The organism is Thalassotalea eurytherma (assembly GCF_030161415.1).
Classification (GTDB): domain Bacteria; phylum Pseudomonadota; class Gammaproteobacteria; order Enterobacterales; family Alteromonadaceae; genus Thalassotalea_G; species Thalassotalea_G eurytherma.
The window spans coordinates 81421-102554 of the sequence record NZ_BSSU01000005.1; the positions used below are offsets into that span (position 1 = coordinate 81421).

Below are 21134 nucleotides of genomic sequence, written 5' to 3' on the forward strand. Positions count from 1 at the left end.
AGGAGCACAGCGGCGCTCCTCTTTTTAAATCTAACGCTCGATTATAAAGCCGCTACGTTTTCAGCTTCAGGGCCTTTTTGGCCTTGTTTTACGCTGAAAGATACTGCTTGACCATCAGTTAAAGTGCGGAAACCCGAACCTGTGATGTTAGAGAAGTGAACGAAAACGTCAGGGCCGTTTTCTTGCTCGATAAAACCGAAGCCTTTAGATTCGTTAAAAAATTTAACTTTACCAGTTACTGTATCAGACATACTTACATTTCCCGTAGTACAATAATTAAAAATAAAGGTCAAAATGACCCAACTCACGGAGTAAATGCCCTCTACCCAAAAGTACAGACAGAGGAAGGTATGCCAATAACACTAGCGCGCCAGGTGAATCAATACATCATATATTTGATTAAGAACCTTCATCCGAACGCAAAAACTCAACGCGAATATGATTTTAGATTCTGTCAAAAACCATACAAAGGGGAAGATACATGCTTTTTGTTACAAAGTCATGAACTATTTTATAAAAACGAAAAAAGTCAGCCAAAGCTGACTTTTTGGTCAATAAAAAAGGCTTAAAGTGCCGAAATTTGTAATTTTTGGTCAATAAGCTTAGCTAAGGCAGACTCTGCGTCAGCTAATTTTTCCTTTTCTTTATTGATAACAGCTTCAGGCGCTTTAGAAACAAAGTTCTCATTACCTAGTTTGCCTTGTGTACGAGCAACATCTTTTTCTAGTTTCTCGATGGCTTTTGATAAACGCGCTAACTCTGCTTCTTTATCAATTAAACCCGCCATAGGAATCAACACCGATAAGTCACCAATAACCGCTGTTGCTGATGCTGGCCCTTCTTCATCGTCAGTAAGCACTTTAATTGACTCAAGTTTTGCCAAGGCACTTAAAAATTGCTCATTTTCAGCCAAACGACGCTGATCTTGTTCATTAACGTTTTTCAATAACACAGGCAATGGTTTGCTCGGTGCAATGTCCATTTCCCCGCGAATATTGCGAATCGCTACGATGAATTGTTTTAACCACTCAACATCTGCTACTGCTTGAGCATCAATTTGGCTTTCGTCAACTTGTGGAAAGCTTTGAATCATAATGCTTTCACCTTGCGTAACAAAACTTGTTAGCGGTACAACACGCTGCCAAATCGTCTCAGTAATAAATGGCATAATTGGGTGCATTAAACGCAATAAACCTTCTAATACATTAACTAAGGTATTACGTGTGCCACGTTGAGCCGCTTCATCACCTTTAAATAAAACAGGTTTTGTCAGTTCTAAATACCAGTCACAGAATTGATTCCATGTGAACTCATATAACGCTTGTGACGCTAAATCAAAGCGAAATGTTGCAAAAGCCTCATGGACAGTTTTGACGGTTTCTTGAAATTGACTTTGGATCCAACGATCAGCTAATGAATACGTCATATCGCCGCCATTTTTACCACAGTCGTGCTCTTCAGTATTCATCAATACGTAACGACTAGCATTCCATAACTTATTACAGAAATTACGGTAACCATCTAAACGTTTCATATCCCAGTTAATATCACGACCGGTTGACGCCAGTGCTGATAAAGTAAATCGCAACGCATCGGTGCCGTGTGCTTCAATACCTTCTGGAAATTCTTTCTTCGTGGCTTTGGCAATTTTCTTAGCAAGCTGTGGTTGCATCATATTGCCAGTGCGCTTATCTAGTAAATCGTCTAAAGAAATACCGTCAATCATATCAAGTGGATCGATGACATTACCTTTTGACTTAGACATTTTATCGCCACTTTCGTCACGAATAAGTCCGGTTACATAGACTTGTTTAAATGGTACTTGAGGCTTGCCATTTTCATCTTTAATGAAGTGCATGGTCATCATGATCATACGAGCAACCCAGAAGAAGATGATATCAAAACCAGTCACAAGTACGTCTGTAGCGTGGAACTTCTTCATCAATTCTTCTTCATTCGGCCAACCTAATGTTGAGAACGTCCAAAGTGCTGAAGAGAACCACGTATCTAATACGTCATTATCTTGTCGTAGGTTAACATCGTTTCCTAAACTGTGTTTTTCACGTACTTCATTTTCATCACGGCCAACATATACATTGCCAGCGTCGTCATACCAAGCTGGAATACGATGACCCCACCATAATTGACGAGAAATACACCAGTCTTGAATGTCACGCATCCAAGCAAAGTACATGTTTTCATATTGCTTAGGTACGAACTCAATATCGCCATTTTCAACTGCTTCAATGGCAGGCTTAGCGAGTTTTTCAACGCGCACATACCATTGGTCGGTTAATAATGGCTCAATGATAACGCCAGAACGATCGCCGTGTGGCGCAACTAAGTCGTGATCTTTAACCGCTTCAAGTAAACCTAACTCGTCAAACTTGGCAACAATAGCTTTACGTGCATCAAAACGATCAAGGCCAGCAAATTCAGCTGGTAAGGCCGAATCAAACTCAGTACTGACTTCACCATTGGTGTTGTAAACTTCTGCTTGAGCTAAAATCGCCGCGTTTTTATCAAGCACATTGATCATAGCTAAGCCACAACGCTTACTTACTTCGTTATCATTGAAGTCGTGAGCAGGTGTAATTTTCACACAACCAGTGCCTTTTTCCATGTCGGCATGTTCATCACCAACGATTGGAATTAAACGACCGACGAGTGGTAATTCAATATGTTTGCCTATCAGATCTTTATAACGAGGATCTTCAGGGTTAACGGCTACACCTGTATCACCAAGCATGGTTTCAGGGCGGGTAGTTGCAACAACTAAGAAGTTTTTACCTTCGGTAGTTGTTTCACCATTAGCCAAAGGATAGCGTAAGTGCCACATATGGCCCTTTTTATCCTTATTCTCAACTTCTAAATCTGAGATTGCCGTGTGTAGCTTAGGATCCCAGTTAACAAGGCGTTTACCACGATAAATTAAGTCATCTTGGTAAAGTCGAACGAATACTTCTTGCACGGCATCACTTAAGCCGTCATCCATCGTGAAGCGCTCGCGAGACCAATCAATTGAGTTGCCTAAGCGGCGCATTTGCTTACCGATGTTGCCACCAGATTCCGCTTTCCACTCCCAGATCTTGTCAATAAACGCATCGCGACCGTAGTCATGACGAGTTTTATCTTCTTCAGCACCAATTTTTCTTTCAACAACCATTTGAGTCGCAATACCTGCGTGGTCAGTACCTGACTGCCATAAGGTACTTTTACCTTGCATACGTTGGTAACGAATCAAGGTATCCATAATTGTTTGTTGAAATGCGTGGCCCATATGTAGGCTACCAGTTACATTCGGCGGTGGAATAGCGATACAGTAACCATCGCCTTCGTCTGTCGGGCTGAAATAACCTTTTTCTTCCCATGATTTATACAGGGAATCTTCAATGTCAGCTGGATTAAATGTTTTTTCCATCAGATTTACTTAATTTTCTGTGATCGCTTGTTCGCTCTTCGTTTGATGCGTATTTAACGAAAAACCCAAAGAACGGTATTGTTTAAAGCGTTCTCGAGCTTGTTGTTTTAACGTGTCGTCACTTGGAACAAAGTCGATAATTTGTTGATATTGAGTAACAAAGTCTGGTACTTGATTCGCTAGGTTGATCAGTACCGAACGGCGATTTTGAGGTGGTTGATGACCAATCTCAATCGCCGAACCTTGTTTCATGCCTTCGCCAACGAGGTTGTGAGGCACAAAAGATTGAGGATCAAAAGCCCATAGCAATTCATCAATACGATGAGCTTGTGCTAGATCTTCAGTAAAAATATATGCGCGTATATTTTGGCGATACAAGTTTGCAGCATGCACACAGGCTTGAATCAGATGGCAATTTGCCTCTGATTCATCTTCAGGTAATACAAAAAACTCTACCTGTGTTTGCATCGCTGTTATTCGCCTTGCTCTTCGCCTGAACGGTTAAGTAAGAATTGACTTAACATACTAACAGGACGACCTGTAGAGCCTTTATCTTTGCCACCGCTACGCCAAGCTGTACCAGCCACGTCTAAGTGAGCCCAGTGATACTTCTTAGTAAAACGGGATAAAAATGCTGCTGCGGTAATTGTACCTGCCGGACGACCGCCTAAGTTGGTGAAATCTGCCACAGGGCTTTCAAGTTGCTCTTGGTACTCATCCCATAATGGTAAACGCCAAGCGCGGTCGCCACTTTGATCTGACGCGTTTAATAGCTCATGGGCTAGTGGGTTATGATTACTTAATAAACCTGTTGCGTGTTTGCCTAACGCGATAACACATGCACCTGTTAAGGTCGCAACATCAATAACTGATTCTGGTTCGTAACGCTCAACGTAAGTTAATGCATCGCAAAGTACTAAACGACCTTCAGCATCGGTATTTAATACTTCAACCGTTTGACCTGACATCGTTGTTAGTACGTCACCTGGACGGTATGCTTTACCACCAGGCATGTTTTCACAACCAGCTAAAACACCAATTACGTTAATGGGTAAATTCATTTCTGCTAATGCGTGCATAGCACCTAGAACACCAGCGGCACCGCCCATATCGTATTTCATTTCGTCCATGCCTTCGCTTGGCTTGATTGAAATACCACCTGAGTCAAATGTTAAGCCCTTACCAACAAGCACAATCGGTTTAACTGCATCGTTTGTACCTGAGTACTTAATAATACTCATGAATGATTCGTTTTCACTACCACGACCAACAGCTAGATATGAATGCATACCTAAAGCATCCATTTCTTTTTCACCGATAATTTCAGTGGTAACTGTCGCGTAATCGTTTGCTAATATCTTTGCTTGATCTGCTAAATACGCTGGATTACAAATATTAGGTGGCATATTTGCTACGTTCTTACAGGTAGTGATACCTTCAGATACTGCTAAACCATGTGCAATTGCACGCTCACCAATAGCAAGTTCACGACGTGTTGGTACATTAAATACCATTTTACGCAGTGGGCGTCTTGGCTCTTCTTTGCGTGTTTTTAGGCTATTAAAGCTATATAAACAATCATGAGTTGCTTCAATCGCTTGACGAACTTTCCAGTAAGTATCGCGACCTTTAACGTGTAACTCAGATAAGAAACAAACGGCTTCCATTGAACCGGTTTCATTTAATGTATTAATTGTTTTACTAATGATTTGGCGGTATTGACGCTCATCTAGTTCACGCTCTTTACCACAACCAACAAGTAATACACGTTCACTAAGAATATTAGGTACGTGATGCAATAATAACATTTGCCCTGACTTACCTTCTAAGTCGCCACGGCGCAATAAGTTGCTGATATAGCCTTCACTTATTTCATCAAGTTGTTCAGCGATAGCTGAAAGTCGACGCGGCTCAAATACACCTACGACGATACAGGCGCTGCGCTGTTTTTCAGGACTGCCACTTTTTACACTGAACTCCATGGGTTCTCCTATTTACCTTAAAAGTCTGCAATATTTCGATAAAAAATCGATTAAACTTGCCTAAAACATCGAATAATAGATAAGCTTACTATTATTTTAAGTTCGCTAAAGGCTATAATTATAGCCTTACTCGCAACTTTTACCTATGCGACTCAAAAATTATTTATATATAAAAATGACAAGTTTACTTAAAAATCTTCCTTATGTCAGAAAAAAACTAAGTTTTTAGGGGCTTATTTGTGATTATTTTCCGTTATTTATTATCAGAAGTAGCTAAAACTCAGTTTGCTGTATTTTTCATTTTAATGACAATCTTTATTAGCCAAAAGTTTGTTCGTGTATTAGATGACGCTTCTGAAGGTGGTATACCAGGTCATCTCGTGATGATATTTATTGGCTTAAAAGTACCAGACTTGGCAGGTACCTTATTACCGTTAAGTTTATTTCTCGGTATTTTGCTTGCGTACGGCCGAATCTATGCTGAAAGTGAAATGACCATATTGCATGCCTGCGGGGTTAGCGAATGGTATGTGGTGCGTGTAACGTTAGTCTTGGGGCTGATCACAGCAGTGATTACCGGGATATTTACACTTTATTTATCACCGATGGCGGCGGAATATGAGTACCAAGTAAAAGAAGAACTAGCCGCTGATGCGGGGATTAGCTCTGTTGTTGCTGGTCGATTTCAAAAAACGAGTAATAACAAAGCGGTTATGTTCGTTCATAACAAAGACCGAGAAGGAAACCAACTAGATCGAGTCTTTGTTGCGCAGCTACCCGATGAAAACAGCAGTTTTAACGAAATTATTAATTCAAGTATCGTTTATGCTAAATCTGGTCAGGTTATAGAAGAAGAAAGTGGTGCGCAAAAGCTCATATTAGAAGACGGTGTTCGTTATCAAAAAGATACGGAGTCGAAAGAATTGCGCGTAGTAAGTTTTGGGAACTACGCATTCGATATTCAAGACAAAAAAGTAGAGCATAAGCGCCGTAAAGTGACCGCTACACCAACGGTTGATTTACTAGGTAACCCCGATCCGGAAGCAAAAGCAGCAATTCAGTGGCGCGTAGCGTTTCCAATATCATGTTTAATTTTGACCCTTATCGCAGTGCCATTGTCTGTAGTGAATCCTAGACAAGGTAAGTTTGGTAAGTTGGTACCTGCATTATTACTGTTCTTAACGTATTTCTTATTATTAACATCGATTCGAAGTGGTATTGAAAGTGAAGCCGTGCCTCATTACGTTGGCTTATGGCCTATTCATTTGTGTGCACTCGTGCTCGGTGTGAGTTTAATTGTTCAAGGCCGAACAAGTGGACGAAAAATTAAAGCGAAGTTGCCGAAAGTGCAGTTAAGAGGGCGAAACGCATAATGAAAATATTAGACTTATACATTGGTCGAGTTATTGCCTCAACCACACTAATGACACTGACCGTTTTTGTTAGTATCAGCGGTATTATAAAGTTTGTTGAGCAAATCAGAGCCGTTGGCCGTGGTAATTATGATTTATCACACGCTGCTTTATATGTGCTTTATGCAACTCCTCGTGATGTTGAAATATTCTTTCCTATGTCGGCCTTAATCGGTGGTTTAATCGGCATAGGTATGTTGGCAAGCCATAGTGAATTAATTGTGATGCAGGCTGCTGGTTTATCACGTTTAGACATCATAAAGTCGGTGATGAAAGCCGCCGCTGTTTTGGTTATTTTAAGTATGGCAGTTGGGGAATGGCTAGCGCCACAAGGCGAGGCAGCAGCGAGAGAAATTCGAGCTCAAGCAATTTCTGGTGGTAGTTTAATCTCTTCTAAAAGTGGTGTCTGGGCAAAAGACGGCGATTATTTTGTTCACATTAGTGAAGTTGCTGATACTGGCACTTTAAAACAAGTACAGATCTATCGATTTGATAACAGTTTGAAATTGAAAAGCTGGTCTGCAGCTTCAAAAGCAACGTATCAAGATGACGCTTGGTTATTACATGATGTAAAAAATACTGAAATTAACGACATGGCGTTTACGACGGAGATTGCTGAAACTCAACTTTGGCGTTCGACATTAACGCCAGAAAAGTTAGGTGTAGTAACGGTTAAACCAGAAGCATTGTCGATTCAAGGGTTGGTCGAGTATTTAGAGTATCTGAAAAGTAATGATCAGGACCCAAGTCGCTACGAGTTGGCTTTTTGGCGTAAGGTTGTTCAACCGTTTACTGTTGGTGTGATGTTGCTGTTGGCATTGTCTTTTATTTTTGGCCCATTGCGATCAATGTCGATGGGCGCAAGAATTGTCATGGGCGTAGCTACAGGTATTGTTTTCTATTTAGTGAACCAAGTAGCTGGCTCAATTAGTTTAGTTTATCAATTGCCACCGGTGCTTGGCGCTATTCTACCGTCGATTATATTCGTCAGTGTCGCTGTTTTTTATATGAATAAGCGGGCGTAAGAAATCCAAATTTTTGTGTTATCGCGGTCTATTCGCTTCTAGTGATAACAGAACAACTTCTGTATTTGTAAATCTGTCTTGAAGGCTTAATTTATGCTTTCTATCGAATATAACGGCTAAATTACCCAAACCGCCTAGCGTTGGTATTAAACGTTTTACCCCTGTTTTTTTGTTAATCAAACTACCATCTTGGTTTTGCACTCTTAAACGCCAAGCTTTCATGCCGATCGTTTGTCCACTTCGCGCCCAGAAAAATACAAAAAAGTAGGCTACCCAGCCTAATTTAAAGCATTCGTTGATTAAGGTATACACGATAGAGTTTTGCAGGACACTAATAACATGTTCCTCGCCGCCTGAAGGTATTATTCCTGTGTTAACGAGTACGGCGAATATAGCAAAACTCACTGCGCCAGCCGTCATATAAACTGCGATTGCAATTAATACGTCATAGACCCAACTACCAAAACGACGAATAAACCCAGCTCTTGGAAAATCTTCAACTGCAGACATAACAAAACCTTTTAAAAATTTGCGCTAGTCTAGCAAAGCAGCAATTAAAGGTTAAGTGATGAATTCTTTGCTAAAGTTAAAATATAACTAAGGTGTTGGTGGTAAATTTGAAATCAAAATTCAAAGCACATGGATACTGTGAGATAGAAACTCATAATAACACGATGTTCATTGCTGCATATGGGCCATGGAATGATGAGTATTTTGACCGTTTTCATATTCAGTTAGCGTCAGCATCGCAACATGTTGATCCAGACAATTTTGTGGTTTATCTCGAACCTATCGGTGAGGCTATACCTACCACCACAGGAGCACAAAAACATAAAATATTTCTTCAGCAAAGTAAGGTTAAAGCGGTGGCAATTAATCTAACGTCGTGTGAAACCAAATTTATAACGAAAGAATTGTGTCATCAAATATATCAGGCCAATGATATTACTCATCAGTTTTTCAATGAAAAAGGTCAGGCTCTGGCTTGGATGGAAGGCTTTTTAAGTAAATAGTTGTTGTCCTTTGTTTGATATTTGAGCAATTAATAAATGTATGCGATAAAACAGTTGCTTAGCAATTTCGATGTCGTATAATGCGAGCCATAAACCCTACAGTTTGTCTTGCCTATGCCGGAGTGATGGAATTGGTAGGCACAGGGGATTCAAAATTTAAGGCGCTTAGCTTGATTTTGAATGTCTGCACTTGATTTAATTGCCCTGTATTGAAAGTGAGTGTTTGCATTTCTCTTGCAAAGATTTGCAAAGAAAAATTTAAGTTTTGAAAAATGTTAACCTGAATTGATGGTTGGCTAGTTTATAAAGAGTTCGGTTTTTAAATACAAGAATTGATTTCTTTGCAAACTAAAAGGTTAGCTACAAGCCTTTGCCGGTGTGGTGAAATTGGTATACACGACGGATTCAAAATCCGTTGCAGCAATGCGTGGCGGTTCGAGTCCGCCCACCGGTACCATTATATGAAAGCCCTGTCCTTAATCGGATGGGGCTTTTTTCGTTTATATACTTCAATGTGTTTTATGGTATGGTTTCAATAAAGATTTTCTATTTAATTTAAGTAAATAAAAAGGTAACTAATTGGAATATTTGATTTTCTATAAAATAGGCAACCATTTTGTTTTTGTTACAGACTACAATGAAAGTGGACTCGACGATGAGTTGCAAAGAATTTGTAAAGTGTCTAAATAGGTTTTTAACTTACTGAAATTTAAGTAAATAAATAGACGCTTACTTTTCAAAATCCGTTGCCTTCGGGCGTGACGGTTCAAGTCCGTCCTCCGGTACCAATTTAATATCTAAATTATCCATAAATCCAATGTAGACGCTATGTAGGCCATAAACTACATTCTTGATTAATGCTTTTCAAAGTCACTATGCCACTACAGATATGTAAAATTTTGAGGCGTGGTAAACGTGGCCGGAGAAGTGGGTGTGGTAGCATTACCTTTTGATGCTGTAACAAATTGATTTAAATTGGTATTCAATAGGTTCTGATGTGTTTATTAGCTCGATATAATATATCAAAGGAAGTTTTAACTGCTGAATTTGAACGTGACTGTACATTGCAATTACTTCTTATTAACTATTTGTGACACTTTGTCTTTGTATATTCGCCCAACCGGTACAACAAAATCATTAATATGTACTTCACTGGCCTTGATTAATGTCAATGCATGATGGGCAACCATGTATGAACGATGTACTCGAGAAAAATGTTCCCCTGGCAATAAGCGCTCAAAATCAGAAATTTTCATTTGGCTTAGTAACTGAGAACCTTTTAAATAAACTGAGGAATAGTTGCCATTTGCTTTAACATAAAGTAATTCATTTAATGCCACTTGATGATGTTTTTTATCATCCTTAATAAAGATACTTTCTTGCAGGGCATTGCTGCTGTTCCCACTTTGCCTATGACTTTCGAACAACGCTTGTTTATCGGTTATCTTTTGAAATGTTTTCCCAAATCGTTCAGCATTAAACGGTTTAAGTAAGTAGTCACTTATTTCATATTCATAGCTTTCCAATGCATACTCTTGGTGTGCTGAAATAACAACGATTTGTGGGGGCTTTTTGAGTGCGGTTAAAAATTCAAAACCCGTCATTTTCGGCATATTAATATCTAGAAAAATCACATCAACCTGATTCGATTGCATCAATTGTTCAGCTTGCATCGCATTAAAACACGAACCCACTAAGTTTAATGTCGGATGAGCTTGTGCAAATCGAGTGATCAATTTATGCGCGGTTGGCTCATCGTCGATGATTAAATAATTCATTAAGTTAATCCGTCTATGTAACCCGTTTATGTTAAGTCTATCGAAACCGTTGTTTTATAAAGGCTATCGGTAACATTTGTTTTTATTTGGTGTTTATCTGGAAAAAGCAAAACAAGCCTGCGCTTTAAATTATCTAGTCCCAGTCCGCCACTTGCTCGTTGCTTTTTATTTTTCTCTAACACCGTTTTGTCGAAGTTATTTTCGATTGTAAATTCAATCATCTCAGGATTAGTCGTTAAGCAAAAATGAATATACTGACTATCGGTTAAGGTATCCACACCATGTTTGAAGGCGTTTTCCAGCAAATTAATGAATAACAATGGTGGGATACGTTGTTGCTCATTGGTGATATGTCGTTCAAACCGAATATCCAATCGATGTCTGTGGCGCAGTTGATTTAGTTCAATGAAGTTTTCCAAATATGCGATTTCATCTTCCACTAATACTGTATGTTTACGGCCATCATAAATCGTAAAACGCATCATTTGAGACAAGCGATATATTACCTCTTCAGTTAAATCAGATTTCTCAACGGCTAGCCCATATAAGTTATTTAAAGTATTAAAGAAAAAGTGTGGATTAATTTGACTTTTTAGTAAACTCAGTTCAGCTTTGAGTGTTTCTTGATGCAAATGGTCAATGTATTGTTTTTGCTTTGCTCTATCTTGTATCAAATAAATAAGTGGTAGCATCAAGCTAATGGTTAAAAATACAATCAGTACCTCGGGATTTGTGACAAGATAGATAAGATATAGGCTGACGCCATAACCTAATACTAGCGCAATACTCTTTAACCAAACGTTCAAAATAGCCTTCTTTTTAGCGAAATTAGTCGTTCGACAATGTTTAATCGTCGTTCGTCATTTCATTATTTATTTAGTTTTTAACGATTGTACTATACAGAAAAACAGAAAACACCTCGGACGGAAGTATGTTAACTATTAGAAATTTATCAAAAACTTATGACAATGGAGTTCAAGCGCTAAAATCAGTATCACTTGACATAGAGCCTGGTTTATTTGGCTTACTTGGACCAAATGGAGCTGGCAAGTCATCTCTAATGCGCACAATCGCAACGTTGCAGCAGCCCTCTCACGGACAGATTAGTTTTGATAATAAAGACATTATTAAAAACCCTAATATATTACGTGAATGTTTAGGCTATTTGCCGCAAGAATTTGGTGTATACCCGAAAGCCAGCTGCTACGAATTGTTAAATCATTTAGCGTTATTAAAAGGTATTGTTGATAAAGAGCAGCGCAAAGCGCAAATAGAAAGTCTGCTGCATTTAACCAATTTATTCGACAAGCGTCACAATGACGTTGCAACTTATTCAGGCGGTATGAAACAGCGTTTTGGTATTGCGCAAGCCTTGTTAGGTGACCCAAAGCTTATTATTGTTGATGAGCCAACAGCAGGGCTGGATCCGCAAGAACGCAACCGTTTTCATAATTTGTTGTGTGAGATCAGTGAAAACATAGTGGTTATTTTATCAACACATATCGTTGAAGATGTCAGTCAACTTTGTCCAAACATGGCGATCCTTATCAATGGTCAAATTCAATTACATGGAAAACCTGCTTCGTTAATACGCTCTTTAGACGGCCGTGTTTGGTCAAAAATGGTCAATAGAACAGAAGCTGCAGACTACCGCACTAGATTCAACGTTTTATCTGAACGATTAATTACTGGCAAAACTCAACTAATCATTGAAAGTGAATTCCAACCAGAAATTGGGTTCAAGCCCATTACTCCAGATTTAGAAGATGTTTACTTTTCTACGTTAAACAAGGCTCAAGGTATTGGTCATACAAAGCAAGGAGATCAAGATGTTGCTTAAGTTATTACCCTTTGAATTAAAACAACAGATCAAGCAAGGTGGCTTTTGGGCAGCTTCAATCGCCATGATATGGATGGCCGTTTTAATCACTACGCAGCGCGGTTCTGCTTTAGTCTTTGCAAACTCTGCTCACGCTATAAGCCTAACATTATTGTTTATTGCGCCTAATATAATTTTTGTTACTTGTGTCTTAGCGTCGGCTACCGTTTTGCGAGATAGCCAATACAAGATGGAGTCGCTAATTTTTACCACGCCAATTGACAAATTTAAGTATTTAGCAAGCAGATACTTCAGCATTGCCTTTGCCACGTGTGCGATATTATTCATGGCACTTATTGGCATGATGATTACCCCACTATTTTTAGATGCCGAATTGGTAGGTCCATTTCAATTAAATTACTACATCAGTAATTATTTACTGTTTATCGTACCTTCTGTATTTTTATGTACCTCTATAGTATTTGCTGCGGCAATGTTAAGTAAAAGTATGATCACTGTGTTTGTTTCTGGCATCGTGTTGTACGTGATATATATCGTAGGGTCGATATTTGGCAACTCACCATTAATGGCAACATCATCCGTATTATCGGAGGGGTATGGTTTCGCTTCATTAATTGAACCATACGGTCTTATCGCTTTTGCAGAACAATCTGCTTATTGGAGTGCTGAACAACGCAATACTTTCATGCCCTCGCTAACAGGGGCATTGTTATTCAACCGTATTTTATGGCTAGCAATAAGCCTTAGTTTATTTGTCTTTACTTATAGAGTATTCAGCTTTAAGGCTGAACATAAAATAAAAACGAAAAAGAACGTTCAAGATCTATCTGCTACAGCAGAACCTGAAAACAAGCGTTTCAAGCCATATACCAGCCTAAAATCTGTGATTGATTTTAGCCAAATTAATTGGCCAGTAGCATGGTCAAAATTCAACATAGAGTACATGACCGCCACACGTGGCAAAGTATTCATGGTGCTGTTGTTCGCCACTATCGCCTTTACATTAGGAAACTTAATTAACAGCGTTTTTGATGGTCCAATCGCTGGAGGTCAAGCATTCTTGCCGCAAACAGCGTTGATTCTAGGCTGGTTACAAGAACCATTAGCAAAAATTGGTATGTTAGTAGTGATTTTCTTTACGGTAGAACTATATTGGAATGAACGTTTAATCAAAGTCGCACCATTAATTGATTGCACACCTACGCAAAATTTTACTTTTTATTTTGCAAAATTAGCGGCAGTACTTGCCATCGGTTTTACCTTAATACTGGTGAGCATTATCTCAGCGATTGCATTCCAATTGTCGCAAGGTTATTTAGATATTCAGCCTCAACAGTATTTATTGTTGTTCTATTACAGTGGCATTCCTATGTTATTGGCAGCTTTATTAACGCTATTTTTGCAGCGTTTTGCCAAAGTAAAATCCATTGGATTGTTATTAGGTGTTGGTGTATTTTTACTAAATGGCGTAGCAAAAGGCATGTTACTTGACCATCCATTAACAGTATTTGCCTATCAACCTTATTTCATGTTCTCTGATATGGCTGACACGATTTATCATGCACAAGCTGCTCATTGGTACAATATTTACTGGCTTTCTTTAACAGGTATTCTAGGTGCAATCACCGTTAAATTCTGGCAACGCGGCAGTACAGTTACAGCAGAAAAACTAACGAAAAAAGCCCGTGTGCTGTTAGCAAGCTTAATGGTGGTTTGTGTCACTAGTGCTAGCTATATTTTCTATCAAAAAAATATGTTTAATACCTTTATGACAGAGGAACAACAGATTGCGCTAATGGCAGACTACGAAAAACAATATCAGTCATACCAAGGTAAGTCGTCACCTACAATTGTTGACGTTAAGTTAGCGATGGATATTTTCCCTGAGAATCGTAGTTATCAAATACGAGGCAGTTATATCATTGAAAACCAATCTGATCAGCCGATTACAGATGTATTGGTGTCGGTATTACGCCAAAGCCATGTCAATTACCAGGTAGAATTAACGGGTGCAGAATTAATCAAACATGATCAAGCACATCAAACCATGTTGTTTACTTTGACAGCACCTTTAGCGCCGAATAAAACAACCTCTGTTGAGTTTTCGTTAACCGCAACACATAACGCTTTTGGCGAATTAGACGGTGAACACTATGTAACCGCTGGCGGTAGTTATATAGAAGTTGAAGATGTGATACCACAATTTGGCTTTAACGAAGCTTACGTATTAACAGATGTGGAAAATCGTAATGAGCATGATTTACCAAAATTAACGCGTACTATGCCAGAAAAGCACATGCACGTTGAAGCACACGATAAATTGATGTTTGATGCAGTCATTTCCACCACAATGCCGCAAACCGTGGTAACTGTTGGAACGCCTAAAAAGACATGGATTAATGAAGGACGTCAATTCTTTCACTACCAATCTGACGAGCCAATTCAAGCACAGTTAGCTGTAGTTTCAGCGAAATTTACCACTGAAACAAAAAACCATAATGGTGTTGAATTAACGGTCTATCATGCACCTGAGCATAATCAAGACAACGAGATGATATTAACGGCGTTAACACAATCTATGGATTACTTTGCTGAACATTATATGCCTTATAAAGGTAAACATTATGCCGTTGTAGAAATTCCATATTTTTCAGCAACTCAGTCCTTCGGAAGCTCACAACCAGGGATGTACGTGGGTGTAGAAAATAGAATGTTTAACTTAGATAACAGACAAGTAGATTTAGCCGAATCTAATCCTCAATTACGTGGTATTTCACATGAGTTTGCTCACCAGTACTGGGGCGACTATCTAGAGCCACATTACATTGCGGGCGCTCCAATGGTGACTGAAACGTTAGCTAAATATACTGAGCTTGTTATGTTAAATCATATATATGGAGAAACAGCTGCCTTTGACTTAGTAAACCAATCGTTAGACTTCTATTTGAAAGTTCGTCCTTACATGTCTGACATTGAACAACCGTTATACAACATGGGACACGACGCTCACTTATTTTACGGTAAAGGTCAGCACAGTATGTACGTGCTATTAGATATCTTAGGTGAAGACAAGATTAACCAAGCGTTAAAGCAACTGTTAACTGATAAAGGCTACCCATACAAAGCGACAACATTAGATGTATTAGCTGCATTTAATCAGCAAGCAACTCATGCGCAAACTAAACAACTTGATGATTTATTCAAGCGAGTGATATTTCATAGCTTCGAAATACATGATGCAAAATCACAGCGAATGTCAGAAGACGCTAATAGCATCTTTATGACCACTATTGATATAAGTACGTTGAAGTTCGAATTAGACTTACAGACTAACGAAGAGCAAGCCGCGCCTATCAATGATTATATCGATGTTGCTCTTTATGACGGCTACCCAATGTATGACGATAGCAACGCGTTAATCATTGAGAAAGTGAAGTTCAACAAAGATCGCAGTGAAATCACTATTTACTCTGACAAACAACCTACACATGTGCAGATTGATCCAAAATTGCGCCGTATAGACAGAAACTTATCTGACAACGTTATCGCAATTAACTAACCCCTTTATAACCACGAGCGGGAGCGCACTAGCTCCCGCTACAAAAATATTTAATAACTCTCTCATTGAAAACACAGGAGCATATGATGAAACTCATTCATGGGGTTAAACTCGCCTTGTTCACCGTAAGCTTAAGCGCCTTTTATGTGCCGAAAACCGCATTGGCAATGTCCAAAGAACGCCAAGTCACTCATCAACAAACATTAGAAACGCTATATTACCAACGTAATTATCAATCAGTAAAAGCTGCCCTTCGTGCCCTCGATAGACCCCTCAATATTGATGAACAATTATTAATGCTTGCGATAAAAGTTCAACGTAATGAAGATAACGCTGATGATGCTTTAGCGTCTTTCACAAAAGCACACCCGAACAATGCAAAAGTACAATATTGGACGGGAAATTTATGGCAAATTGCCGCAAAAAACAGTTCGATGTTTTCCAAAATGTCGATATATAGCCATTATGTTAAGGCGATGACAAAAGCGGCCAAACTCGCCCCCCAGAATGCTAGATACCAAATGGAAGCAGCTAAAGCTTATGGACAGCACAGCATCATGGGCGGTGATAGTGATAAACAAGCGCCAATAGTAGCAAAATTATTGCAAGGAAGTTCTCCATTCGCTCATATTGCACAGATGGACTTATTACAAAACACACAAAAGGAAAGTGAAGCGCTCCATTATGCAACGGGTATTGCACAGCAATATAGCAACAACGTAGAAATTGTTGAACGAGCAGCGCAATTATTATGGACATTTGGTGATAAAATTAAGGCTGGAGAATTGTTTTATCAGGCCTGCATGTTACCCGCACCGATAAAGGAAGCCTATCTGAAATGGGATGCTGCGTGTTGGTATAGTGTTTTGTTTAGCGACAATGGTGAATTGTCATTAGAGCAAGGAATTAGCGCTGGTAAACAATTACTTGCACAAAGTAGTGTAAAGGATAATGAATATCTAGACAGCTTAGAACTTTATGCTCAGTTACTAGTGAAAGCAAGACAAACTGCGAATGCAATAAATGCTTATAATGATTTGTTAGCATCGGCCACTAATAAAAGCATGAAGCGAAACGCAAAGAAAGCATTAAAAAAATTAGTTAAGTAATCGCGCTGTCTCGGACTAGGTTAATAATGTGGAATCTAGTCCTATCTTTTTAATAACGTTAAGTATTTATTTAGTGGACTTGGTTTATGGCCCGTCTTACCTTAATCTTTCATCAGTTGCTCAACTATAAAGTGTAACGGTCAAATAAACTTGGAGACTTCTTTAGACGCTTTGCTGTACCATTTACCGTAAAGTACAAAGCGAGCGTACCAACGTTTACTGTTGGCTTGTTGATAGACGTACAGTCCGTCTTGGATATCGTGGCGTGCAGTTTGAGTAGACATGAATGCTAGTATTCAATAAAAAATGATTTTTTGCAAAGAATTTGCAAAGTGTTTTGGTTTGCTTTTATCCTGCTGAAATTTAAAGAAAAATTTAGACGTGTACTTTTCAAAATCCCCCGCTAGTGATAGTGTGCCGGTTCAAGTCCGGCCTCCGGTACCAATTTTAAGTTTAGCTTTAAACTTAATTTAAAATCCCCAAATATCTTTTATTCTTTCCATTAGCTCTATTTACTACGAGCTAAAAAACTAGCTATTTCTTTATGTTAGCGGTAAATGTTGCGATCTTGTAGCTAAATAGCTAAATAGCTAAATAGCTAAATAGCTAAATAGATTTGATAAAAATGCACTAAACATAACTGTAACATTTGTTTACAGCGCTCTTAGTATTAGCTATCTTTATCTTAATATGATTCGAATTTTTGTAGTAACTCTAATCCTTGCACTTAGTTTGTCTGCTCAGGCAAGCGAGAATAAGATGGTCGCATGTATTGATGACCATCCTCCTTATCAGTATTTAGCTGACGAGCCATATGGCAGTCATATTTCTGACTTAAAGATTTTAGCTAAACTTTTAGAAAAAGAGCTTAGTTATATTCAATCACCAAACTTTGCCCGCTGTGTTGCTTTACTTAAAGCTGGACACGTAGATGTTATTGCAGGATTAAATGAAACTGAAAAGCGTAAGAAATTCGCCTTCTACGCACCATTTAAATTAGCCGATAAATTAACTGTAATTACTAAGAAAGACATTACGATTAATGACTACAGCGATTTTCAAGGAAAGATTATTGGCGTGCCAAGAGGCTCAACTTACTTTGCTAAATTCGACAACGATACGTCATTAAAAAAAGTATCGATTCAAAATCAAAGAATTGGTTTATCATTGCTGGTTAAGGAACGTATCGACCTTATGATGGCCAATTCCTATATGTTAAATTTACATTTGCCAGATATTCAAAAAAGCGAATTGAAAATTTCAACAATGAATTTTGATGAAGAGCGAGCAAAAGAAACGTATTTTGGTTTTAGTAAAAAAAATGAGCTAGGCCTAACAGAAGAACAAGTTGTCAAATTGGTGAAACAAGGATTTGAGCGAGGCGACTTTCTACCTGCGACTAACCCATAAAAAAAGAGCAACATATCGTTGCTCTTTTTCGTTTGTTTCTTAAGCCTACAAAGGGTTAATCAACAATCGTCATTTCTTCTACGATATTGCCAGCGCCATCGATATGTTCCATTGTCCAAAGCATAAATGGCACACTCGTGTGAATAGCACGATTGAATTTGGTGTCGTAGTCCCAATCACCAATAATCGATTCATAAACACCGTCAAATACTAAGCCAACAAATTCGCCGTTACCATTAAGTGTCGGTGAGCCTGAGTTACCACCAGTAATATCAAGTGTTGATAGGTAGTTTACTGGCACTGACTTCACTTTTTCACGGTAATACTTACCATAATCTTTATTAGCGATTGCGGTACGAATGTTTTCAAATAAATCGAACTCATGATCGCCGGCAACATACTTAGCCAACATACCTTCTAGCGTAGTAAAAGGTGTTGCCGTTAAACCGTCTTGTGGCGAGTAACCTTTCACATTGCCGTAAGTTATACGAAGTGAACTGTTAGCATCGGCATATACAGGTTCACCTTTGCTTTGTTTAAAGGCAATCATCGCGGCCATAAACGCTGGGCGAGCTTGAGCCAACTTACCTGATAACTCTTGATCGGCTTTTTCCAGCTTACGATCGTTATCATATTGAGATACGGCAAATTGTATGTAAGGGTCGTTACTGTTTTTAAATTCGTCGACTGACTTGTTCATCCAAGCTAAACGCTCCGCTTCTTCGTCTAAAGCTGTTTTGCTGTGCATGTCAGTTAATTTTTGAGCCAGCTTCTCAGCGTTAAAACCTTTGTCTAATTCAAAAAATTTATCAAAAGTCTCGTTGCGATCTTCTGCCGGAAACTGTGCATATTGCTTTAAAAAGTGAGTTAAGACGGCAATGTCTACATCGGCATCATAACGACGATTAACTCGCTTCATTCCTTGTGTAAAGCGATTCATGTCTCGTTCTTGGTAGCCTTGCTTACGCTCACTATCAGGCTTAGTTTTCTCATGTGCTAAACGATATAAACGCTTAGATACACCGATCAAGTTAGTACGAGTAATGTAAGCTAAGATTAGGTCGCGTTCTTGTTGATGTTGGCTTTGTGCAATTAAGGCATTTAAATCTGTTAATGCTTTACCATATTTAGCTTTACGCGCTTTAGAGTCGTTGATCCACGCTTGTAAATCTTTTAGCTCTTTTTGTTTACGCGCAAGCATATCTCCTTTATGAAAGCTTTCGATCATAGAGCCGTAATTTTTTGCGTAGTTGGCTAAACCGGCTAATGTGCTTTCATATTTGATACGTGCTTCACTGCCTGCCGGCGCCGTATTTTTTATGACATCAATGTATTCTTCGCGATAGCGTTTCGCTGTTGGGTACACCCAATTGAATTGATTCTCAACTTCTTGAGCAATACGGTAACGATTGGTGCGTCCAGGGTAGCCTAGTACCATAACGTAGTCATTTTCTTCAACACCATTCGCATTAACGTTTAAGAAAGCTTTAGGCTTAAAAGGTACATTGTCTGTTGAGTAGTCTGCTGGCTTACCATCTTTGTTCACATATGCACGATAAAATGCCCAATCACCTGTATGGCGTGGCCACATCCAATTATCAGTGTCACCACCAAACTTACCTATACTTGAAGGCGGCGCATAAACTAGACGGACATCACGAATCGATAGTTGTTTAATTAAGAAATATTCTAAGCCACCATGAAAACTATATACTTCACAGCGGTAATCTTGTGAAGTTTCACACTCAGCAACTAAGCGTTTTTCATTTTTTTCAATTTCGTTAAAGTAAGCTTCACCTTCGATAGAGCTTGCAATATTACCTGTGATTTTGTCAGTAACATTGGTGAGTGATTCCGTCACGTAAACACGCGAACCCGGAGCAGCTTGTAATTCTTCAGTTAAGTTTTTTGCAACAAAACCTTGCTCTAACAGGTTATTTTTTTCTGTTGAATTGTACTGGATCGAACCATAAGCACAGTGGTGATTAGTAACCACTAAGCCTTGTTCAGATAAAAATGAAGCTGTACAGCCGCCTAAGCTGATAATAGCGTTCATTGGGAATTGATCGAGGTTTTCCATTTGAGTTGGATCTAACGACAAACCGGCTTCTTTTAGTTTTGCGCTTATATCTTGAAGTTGATGTGGTTGCCACATACCTTCATCAGCTTGCACTGAGATTGCGAACACCACAGATGCTAAAGGTAAGGCTTTTAGCAACGATTTAAATGACATATCAATGGTTCCTGTGTCTATATTCTTATTTTTACGCTCGTTCACTAACGTAAACATGCGCGGAAGTAAAACGATAAATTGGGTTATAATGTAACACTACATGATGGTTTACATTCTATTGACATTCAGCGCTTTTACAATGCTTATTATCTTATCGACCAACCAATTCATCGCTAATTGTTCTGATTACATGACACTTTAAGAAATATCTACCGAACTGCCTGCATGCTTTGTAACTTTCCTGTGACAAAAATAAGGCATAAAGAAATTGGTTATTAGGCAGGGCAGCCATTGATCATTTAGCGCAAGCACCTGTTACTTTCACACCCTTAAAGCTAATGCTTATGTTAAA

16 protein-coding genes and 1 tRNA gene are annotated in these 21134 nt (G+C 38.8%); 8 read left to right on the forward strand and 9 right to left on the reverse strand.

Going from position 1 to position 21134, the window contains the following annotated elements; all coding sequences use genetic code 11:
* Positions 1 to 41: 41 nt before the first annotated feature.
* The 4 genes from QQK02_RS05575 to pepA all read right to left on the reverse strand — a co-directional run bounded on the left by QQK02_RS05575 (position 42) and on the right by pepA (position 5403).
* Positions 42 to 251 carry a cold-shock protein gene (locus QQK02_RS05575; RefSeq protein ID WP_284206988.1) on the reverse strand — a complete coding sequence of 70 codons (210 nt, stop codon included), beginning with the start codon at positions 249 to 251 and terminating at the stop codon, positions 42 to 44.
* Positions 252 to 565: 314 nt separating this feature from the next.
* Positions 566 to 3421 (reverse strand): valine--tRNA ligase, encoded by a 2856-nt coding sequence (locus QQK02_RS05580; protein ID WP_284206989.1) that lies wholly within the window; start codon positions 3419 to 3421, stop codon positions 566 to 568.
* Between the two features lie 9 nt (positions 3422 to 3430).
* Positions 3431 to 3889, reverse strand: coding sequence for a DNA polymerase III subunit chi (locus QQK02_RS05585; protein WP_284206990.1), 459 nt, complete (start codon positions 3887 to 3889; stop codon positions 3431 to 3433).
* A gap of 5 nt (positions 3890 to 3894) precedes the next feature.
* On the reverse strand, positions 3895 to 5403 hold the full coding sequence (gene pepA, locus QQK02_RS05590; protein ID WP_284206992.1) for a leucyl aminopeptidase: 1509 nt from the start codon (positions 5401 to 5403) through the stop codon (positions 3895 to 3897).
* A 239-nt stretch (positions 5404 to 5642) separates the two neighbouring features.
* On the opposite strand from pepA, the gene lptF reads away from it, so the two are divergent.
* Both lptF and lptG read left to right on the forward strand, forming a co-directional pair.
* Complete coding sequence (lptF, locus tag QQK02_RS05595) at positions 5643 to 6776, forward strand: LPS export ABC transporter permease LptF (protein WP_284206993.1); 1134 nt, start codon at positions 5643 to 5645, stop codon at positions 6774 to 6776.
* Positions 6773 to 7840 (forward strand): LPS export ABC transporter permease LptG, encoded by a 1068-nt coding sequence (gene lptG, locus QQK02_RS05600; RefSeq protein WP_284207142.1) that lies wholly within the window; start codon positions 6773 to 6775, stop codon positions 7838 to 7840. The genes lptF and lptG overlap by 4 nt, the downstream gene beginning before the upstream one ends.
* A gap of 18 nt (positions 7841 to 7858) precedes the next feature.
* On the opposite strand, the gene QQK02_RS05605 is transcribed toward lptG, so the two are convergent.
* Entirely contained in the window at positions 7859 to 8350 is a 492-nt protein-coding gene (locus QQK02_RS05605; RefSeq protein WP_284206994.1) for an RDD family protein, read from the reverse strand.
* A 107-nt stretch (positions 8351 to 8457) separates the two neighbouring features.
* Here QQK02_RS05605 and QQK02_RS05610 point away from each other — a divergent pair, with 107 nt between their 5' ends.
* Positions 8458 to 8853: a hypothetical protein gene (locus QQK02_RS05610; RefSeq protein WP_284206995.1), complete on the forward strand. Its 396-nt coding sequence runs from the start codon at positions 8458 to 8460 to the stop codon at positions 8851 to 8853.
* A gap of 372 nt (positions 8854 to 9225) precedes the next feature.
* Positions 9226 to 9310, forward strand: a tRNA-Leu gene (locus QQK02_RS05615).
* Positions 9311 to 9923: 613 nt separating this feature from the next.
* Here QQK02_RS05615 and QQK02_RS05620 read toward each other — a convergent pair.
* Together QQK02_RS05620 and QQK02_RS05625 are read right to left on the reverse strand one after the other, a co-directional pair.
* Complete coding sequence (locus QQK02_RS05620; RefSeq protein ID WP_284206996.1) at positions 9924 to 10631, reverse strand: LytR/AlgR family response regulator transcription factor; 708 nt, start codon at positions 10629 to 10631, stop codon at positions 9924 to 9926.
* A gap of 26 nt (positions 10632 to 10657) precedes the next feature.
* Positions 10658 to 11437: a sensor histidine kinase gene (locus QQK02_RS05625; protein ID WP_284206997.1), complete on the reverse strand. Its 780-nt coding sequence runs from the start codon at positions 11435 to 11437 to the stop codon at positions 10658 to 10660.
* Positions 11438 to 11562: 125 nt separating this feature from the next.
* On the opposite strand from QQK02_RS05625, the gene QQK02_RS05630 reads away from it, so the two are divergent.
* The 3 genes from QQK02_RS05630 to QQK02_RS05640 all read left to right on the forward strand — a co-directional run bounded on the left by QQK02_RS05630 (position 11563) and on the right by QQK02_RS05640 (position 17139).
* A complete protein-coding gene (locus QQK02_RS05630) occupies positions 11563 to 12471 on the forward strand; it encodes an ABC transporter ATP-binding protein (protein WP_284206998.1) in 909 nt (302 codons plus the stop codon).
* Entirely contained in the window at positions 12461 to 16030 is a 3570-nt protein-coding gene (locus tag QQK02_RS05635) for a M1 family aminopeptidase (RefSeq protein ID WP_284206999.1), read from the forward strand. The genes QQK02_RS05630 and QQK02_RS05635 overlap by 11 nt, the downstream gene beginning before the upstream one ends.
* A gap of 83 nt (positions 16031 to 16113) precedes the next feature.
* The gene (locus tag QQK02_RS05640; protein ID WP_284207000.1) at positions 16114 to 17139 is read left to right on the forward strand and encodes a tetratricopeptide repeat protein; all 1026 of its coding nucleotides are present in this window, start codon (positions 16114 to 16116) and stop codon (positions 17137 to 17139) included.
* A gap of 140 nt (positions 17140 to 17279) precedes the next feature.
* Here the strand turns inward: QQK02_RS05640 and QQK02_RS05645 are convergent, their stop codons facing one another.
* On the reverse strand, positions 17280 to 17423 hold the full coding sequence (locus QQK02_RS05645) for a hypothetical protein (RefSeq protein WP_284207146.1): 144 nt from the start codon (positions 17421 to 17423) through the stop codon (positions 17280 to 17282).
* A gap of 475 nt (positions 17424 to 17898) precedes the next feature.
* Between QQK02_RS05645 and QQK02_RS05650 the strand changes: the two genes are divergently transcribed.
* Complete coding sequence (locus tag QQK02_RS05650) at positions 17899 to 18549, forward strand: substrate-binding periplasmic protein (RefSeq protein WP_284207001.1); 651 nt, start codon at positions 17899 to 17901, stop codon at positions 18547 to 18549.
* 55 nt (positions 18550 to 18604) lie between these two features.
* On the opposite strand, the gene QQK02_RS05655 is transcribed toward QQK02_RS05650, so the two are convergent.
* The gene (locus tag QQK02_RS05655; RefSeq protein ID WP_284207002.1) at positions 18605 to 20782 is read right to left on the reverse strand and encodes a S46 family peptidase; all 2178 of its coding nucleotides are present in this window, start codon (positions 20780 to 20782) and stop codon (positions 18605 to 18607) included.
* Positions 20783 to 21134 lie beyond the last annotated feature (352 nt).

What these genes read in the sequence shown, in the direction of transcription:
- QQK02_RS05575 (WP_284206988.1), bottom strand. Translation starts at nt 251, where the DNA reads ATGTCTGATACAGTAACTGGTAAAGTTAAATTTTTTAACGAATCTAAA.
- QQK02_RS05580 (WP_284206989.1), bottom strand. Translation starts at nt 3,421, where the DNA reads ATGGAAAAAACATTTAATCCAGCTGACATTGAAGATTCCCTGTATAAA.
- QQK02_RS05585 (WP_284206990.1), bottom strand. Translation starts at nt 3,889, where the DNA reads ATGCAAACACAGGTAGAGTTTTTTGTATTACCTGAAGATGAATCAGAG.
- pepA (WP_284206992.1), bottom strand. Translation starts at nt 5,403, where the DNA reads ATGGAGTTCAGTGTAAAAAGTGGCAGTCCTGAAAAACAGCGCAGCGCC.
- QQK02_RS05605 (WP_284206994.1), bottom strand. Translation starts at nt 8,350, where the DNA reads ATGTCTGCAGTTGAAGATTTTCCAAGAGCTGGGTTTATTCGTCGTTTT.
- QQK02_RS05620 (WP_284206996.1), bottom strand. Translation starts at nt 10,631, where the DNA reads ATGAATTATTTAATCATCGACGATGAGCCAACCGCGCATAAATTGATC.
- QQK02_RS05630 (WP_284206998.1), top strand. Translation starts at nt 11,563, where the DNA reads ATGTTAACTATTAGAAATTTATCAAAAACTTATGACAATGGAGTTCAA.
- QQK02_RS05635 (WP_284206999.1), top strand. Translation starts at nt 12,461, where the DNA reads ATGTTGCTTAAGTTATTACCCTTTGAATTAAAACAACAGATCAAGCAA.
- QQK02_RS05640 (WP_284207000.1), top strand. Translation starts at nt 16,114, where the DNA reads ATGATGAAACTCATTCATGGGGTTAAACTCGCCTTGTTCACCGTAAGC.
- QQK02_RS05645 (WP_284207146.1), bottom strand. Translation starts at nt 17,423, where the DNA reads ATGTCTACTCAAACTGCACGCCACGATATCCAAGACGGACTGTACGTC.
- QQK02_RS05650 (WP_284207001.1), top strand. Translation starts at nt 17,899, where the DNA reads ATGGTCGCATGTATTGATGACCATCCTCCTTATCAGTATTTAGCTGAC.
- QQK02_RS05655 (WP_284207002.1), bottom strand. Translation starts at nt 20,782, where the DNA reads ATGTCATTTAAATCGTTGCTAAAAGCCTTACCTTTAGCATCTGTGGTG.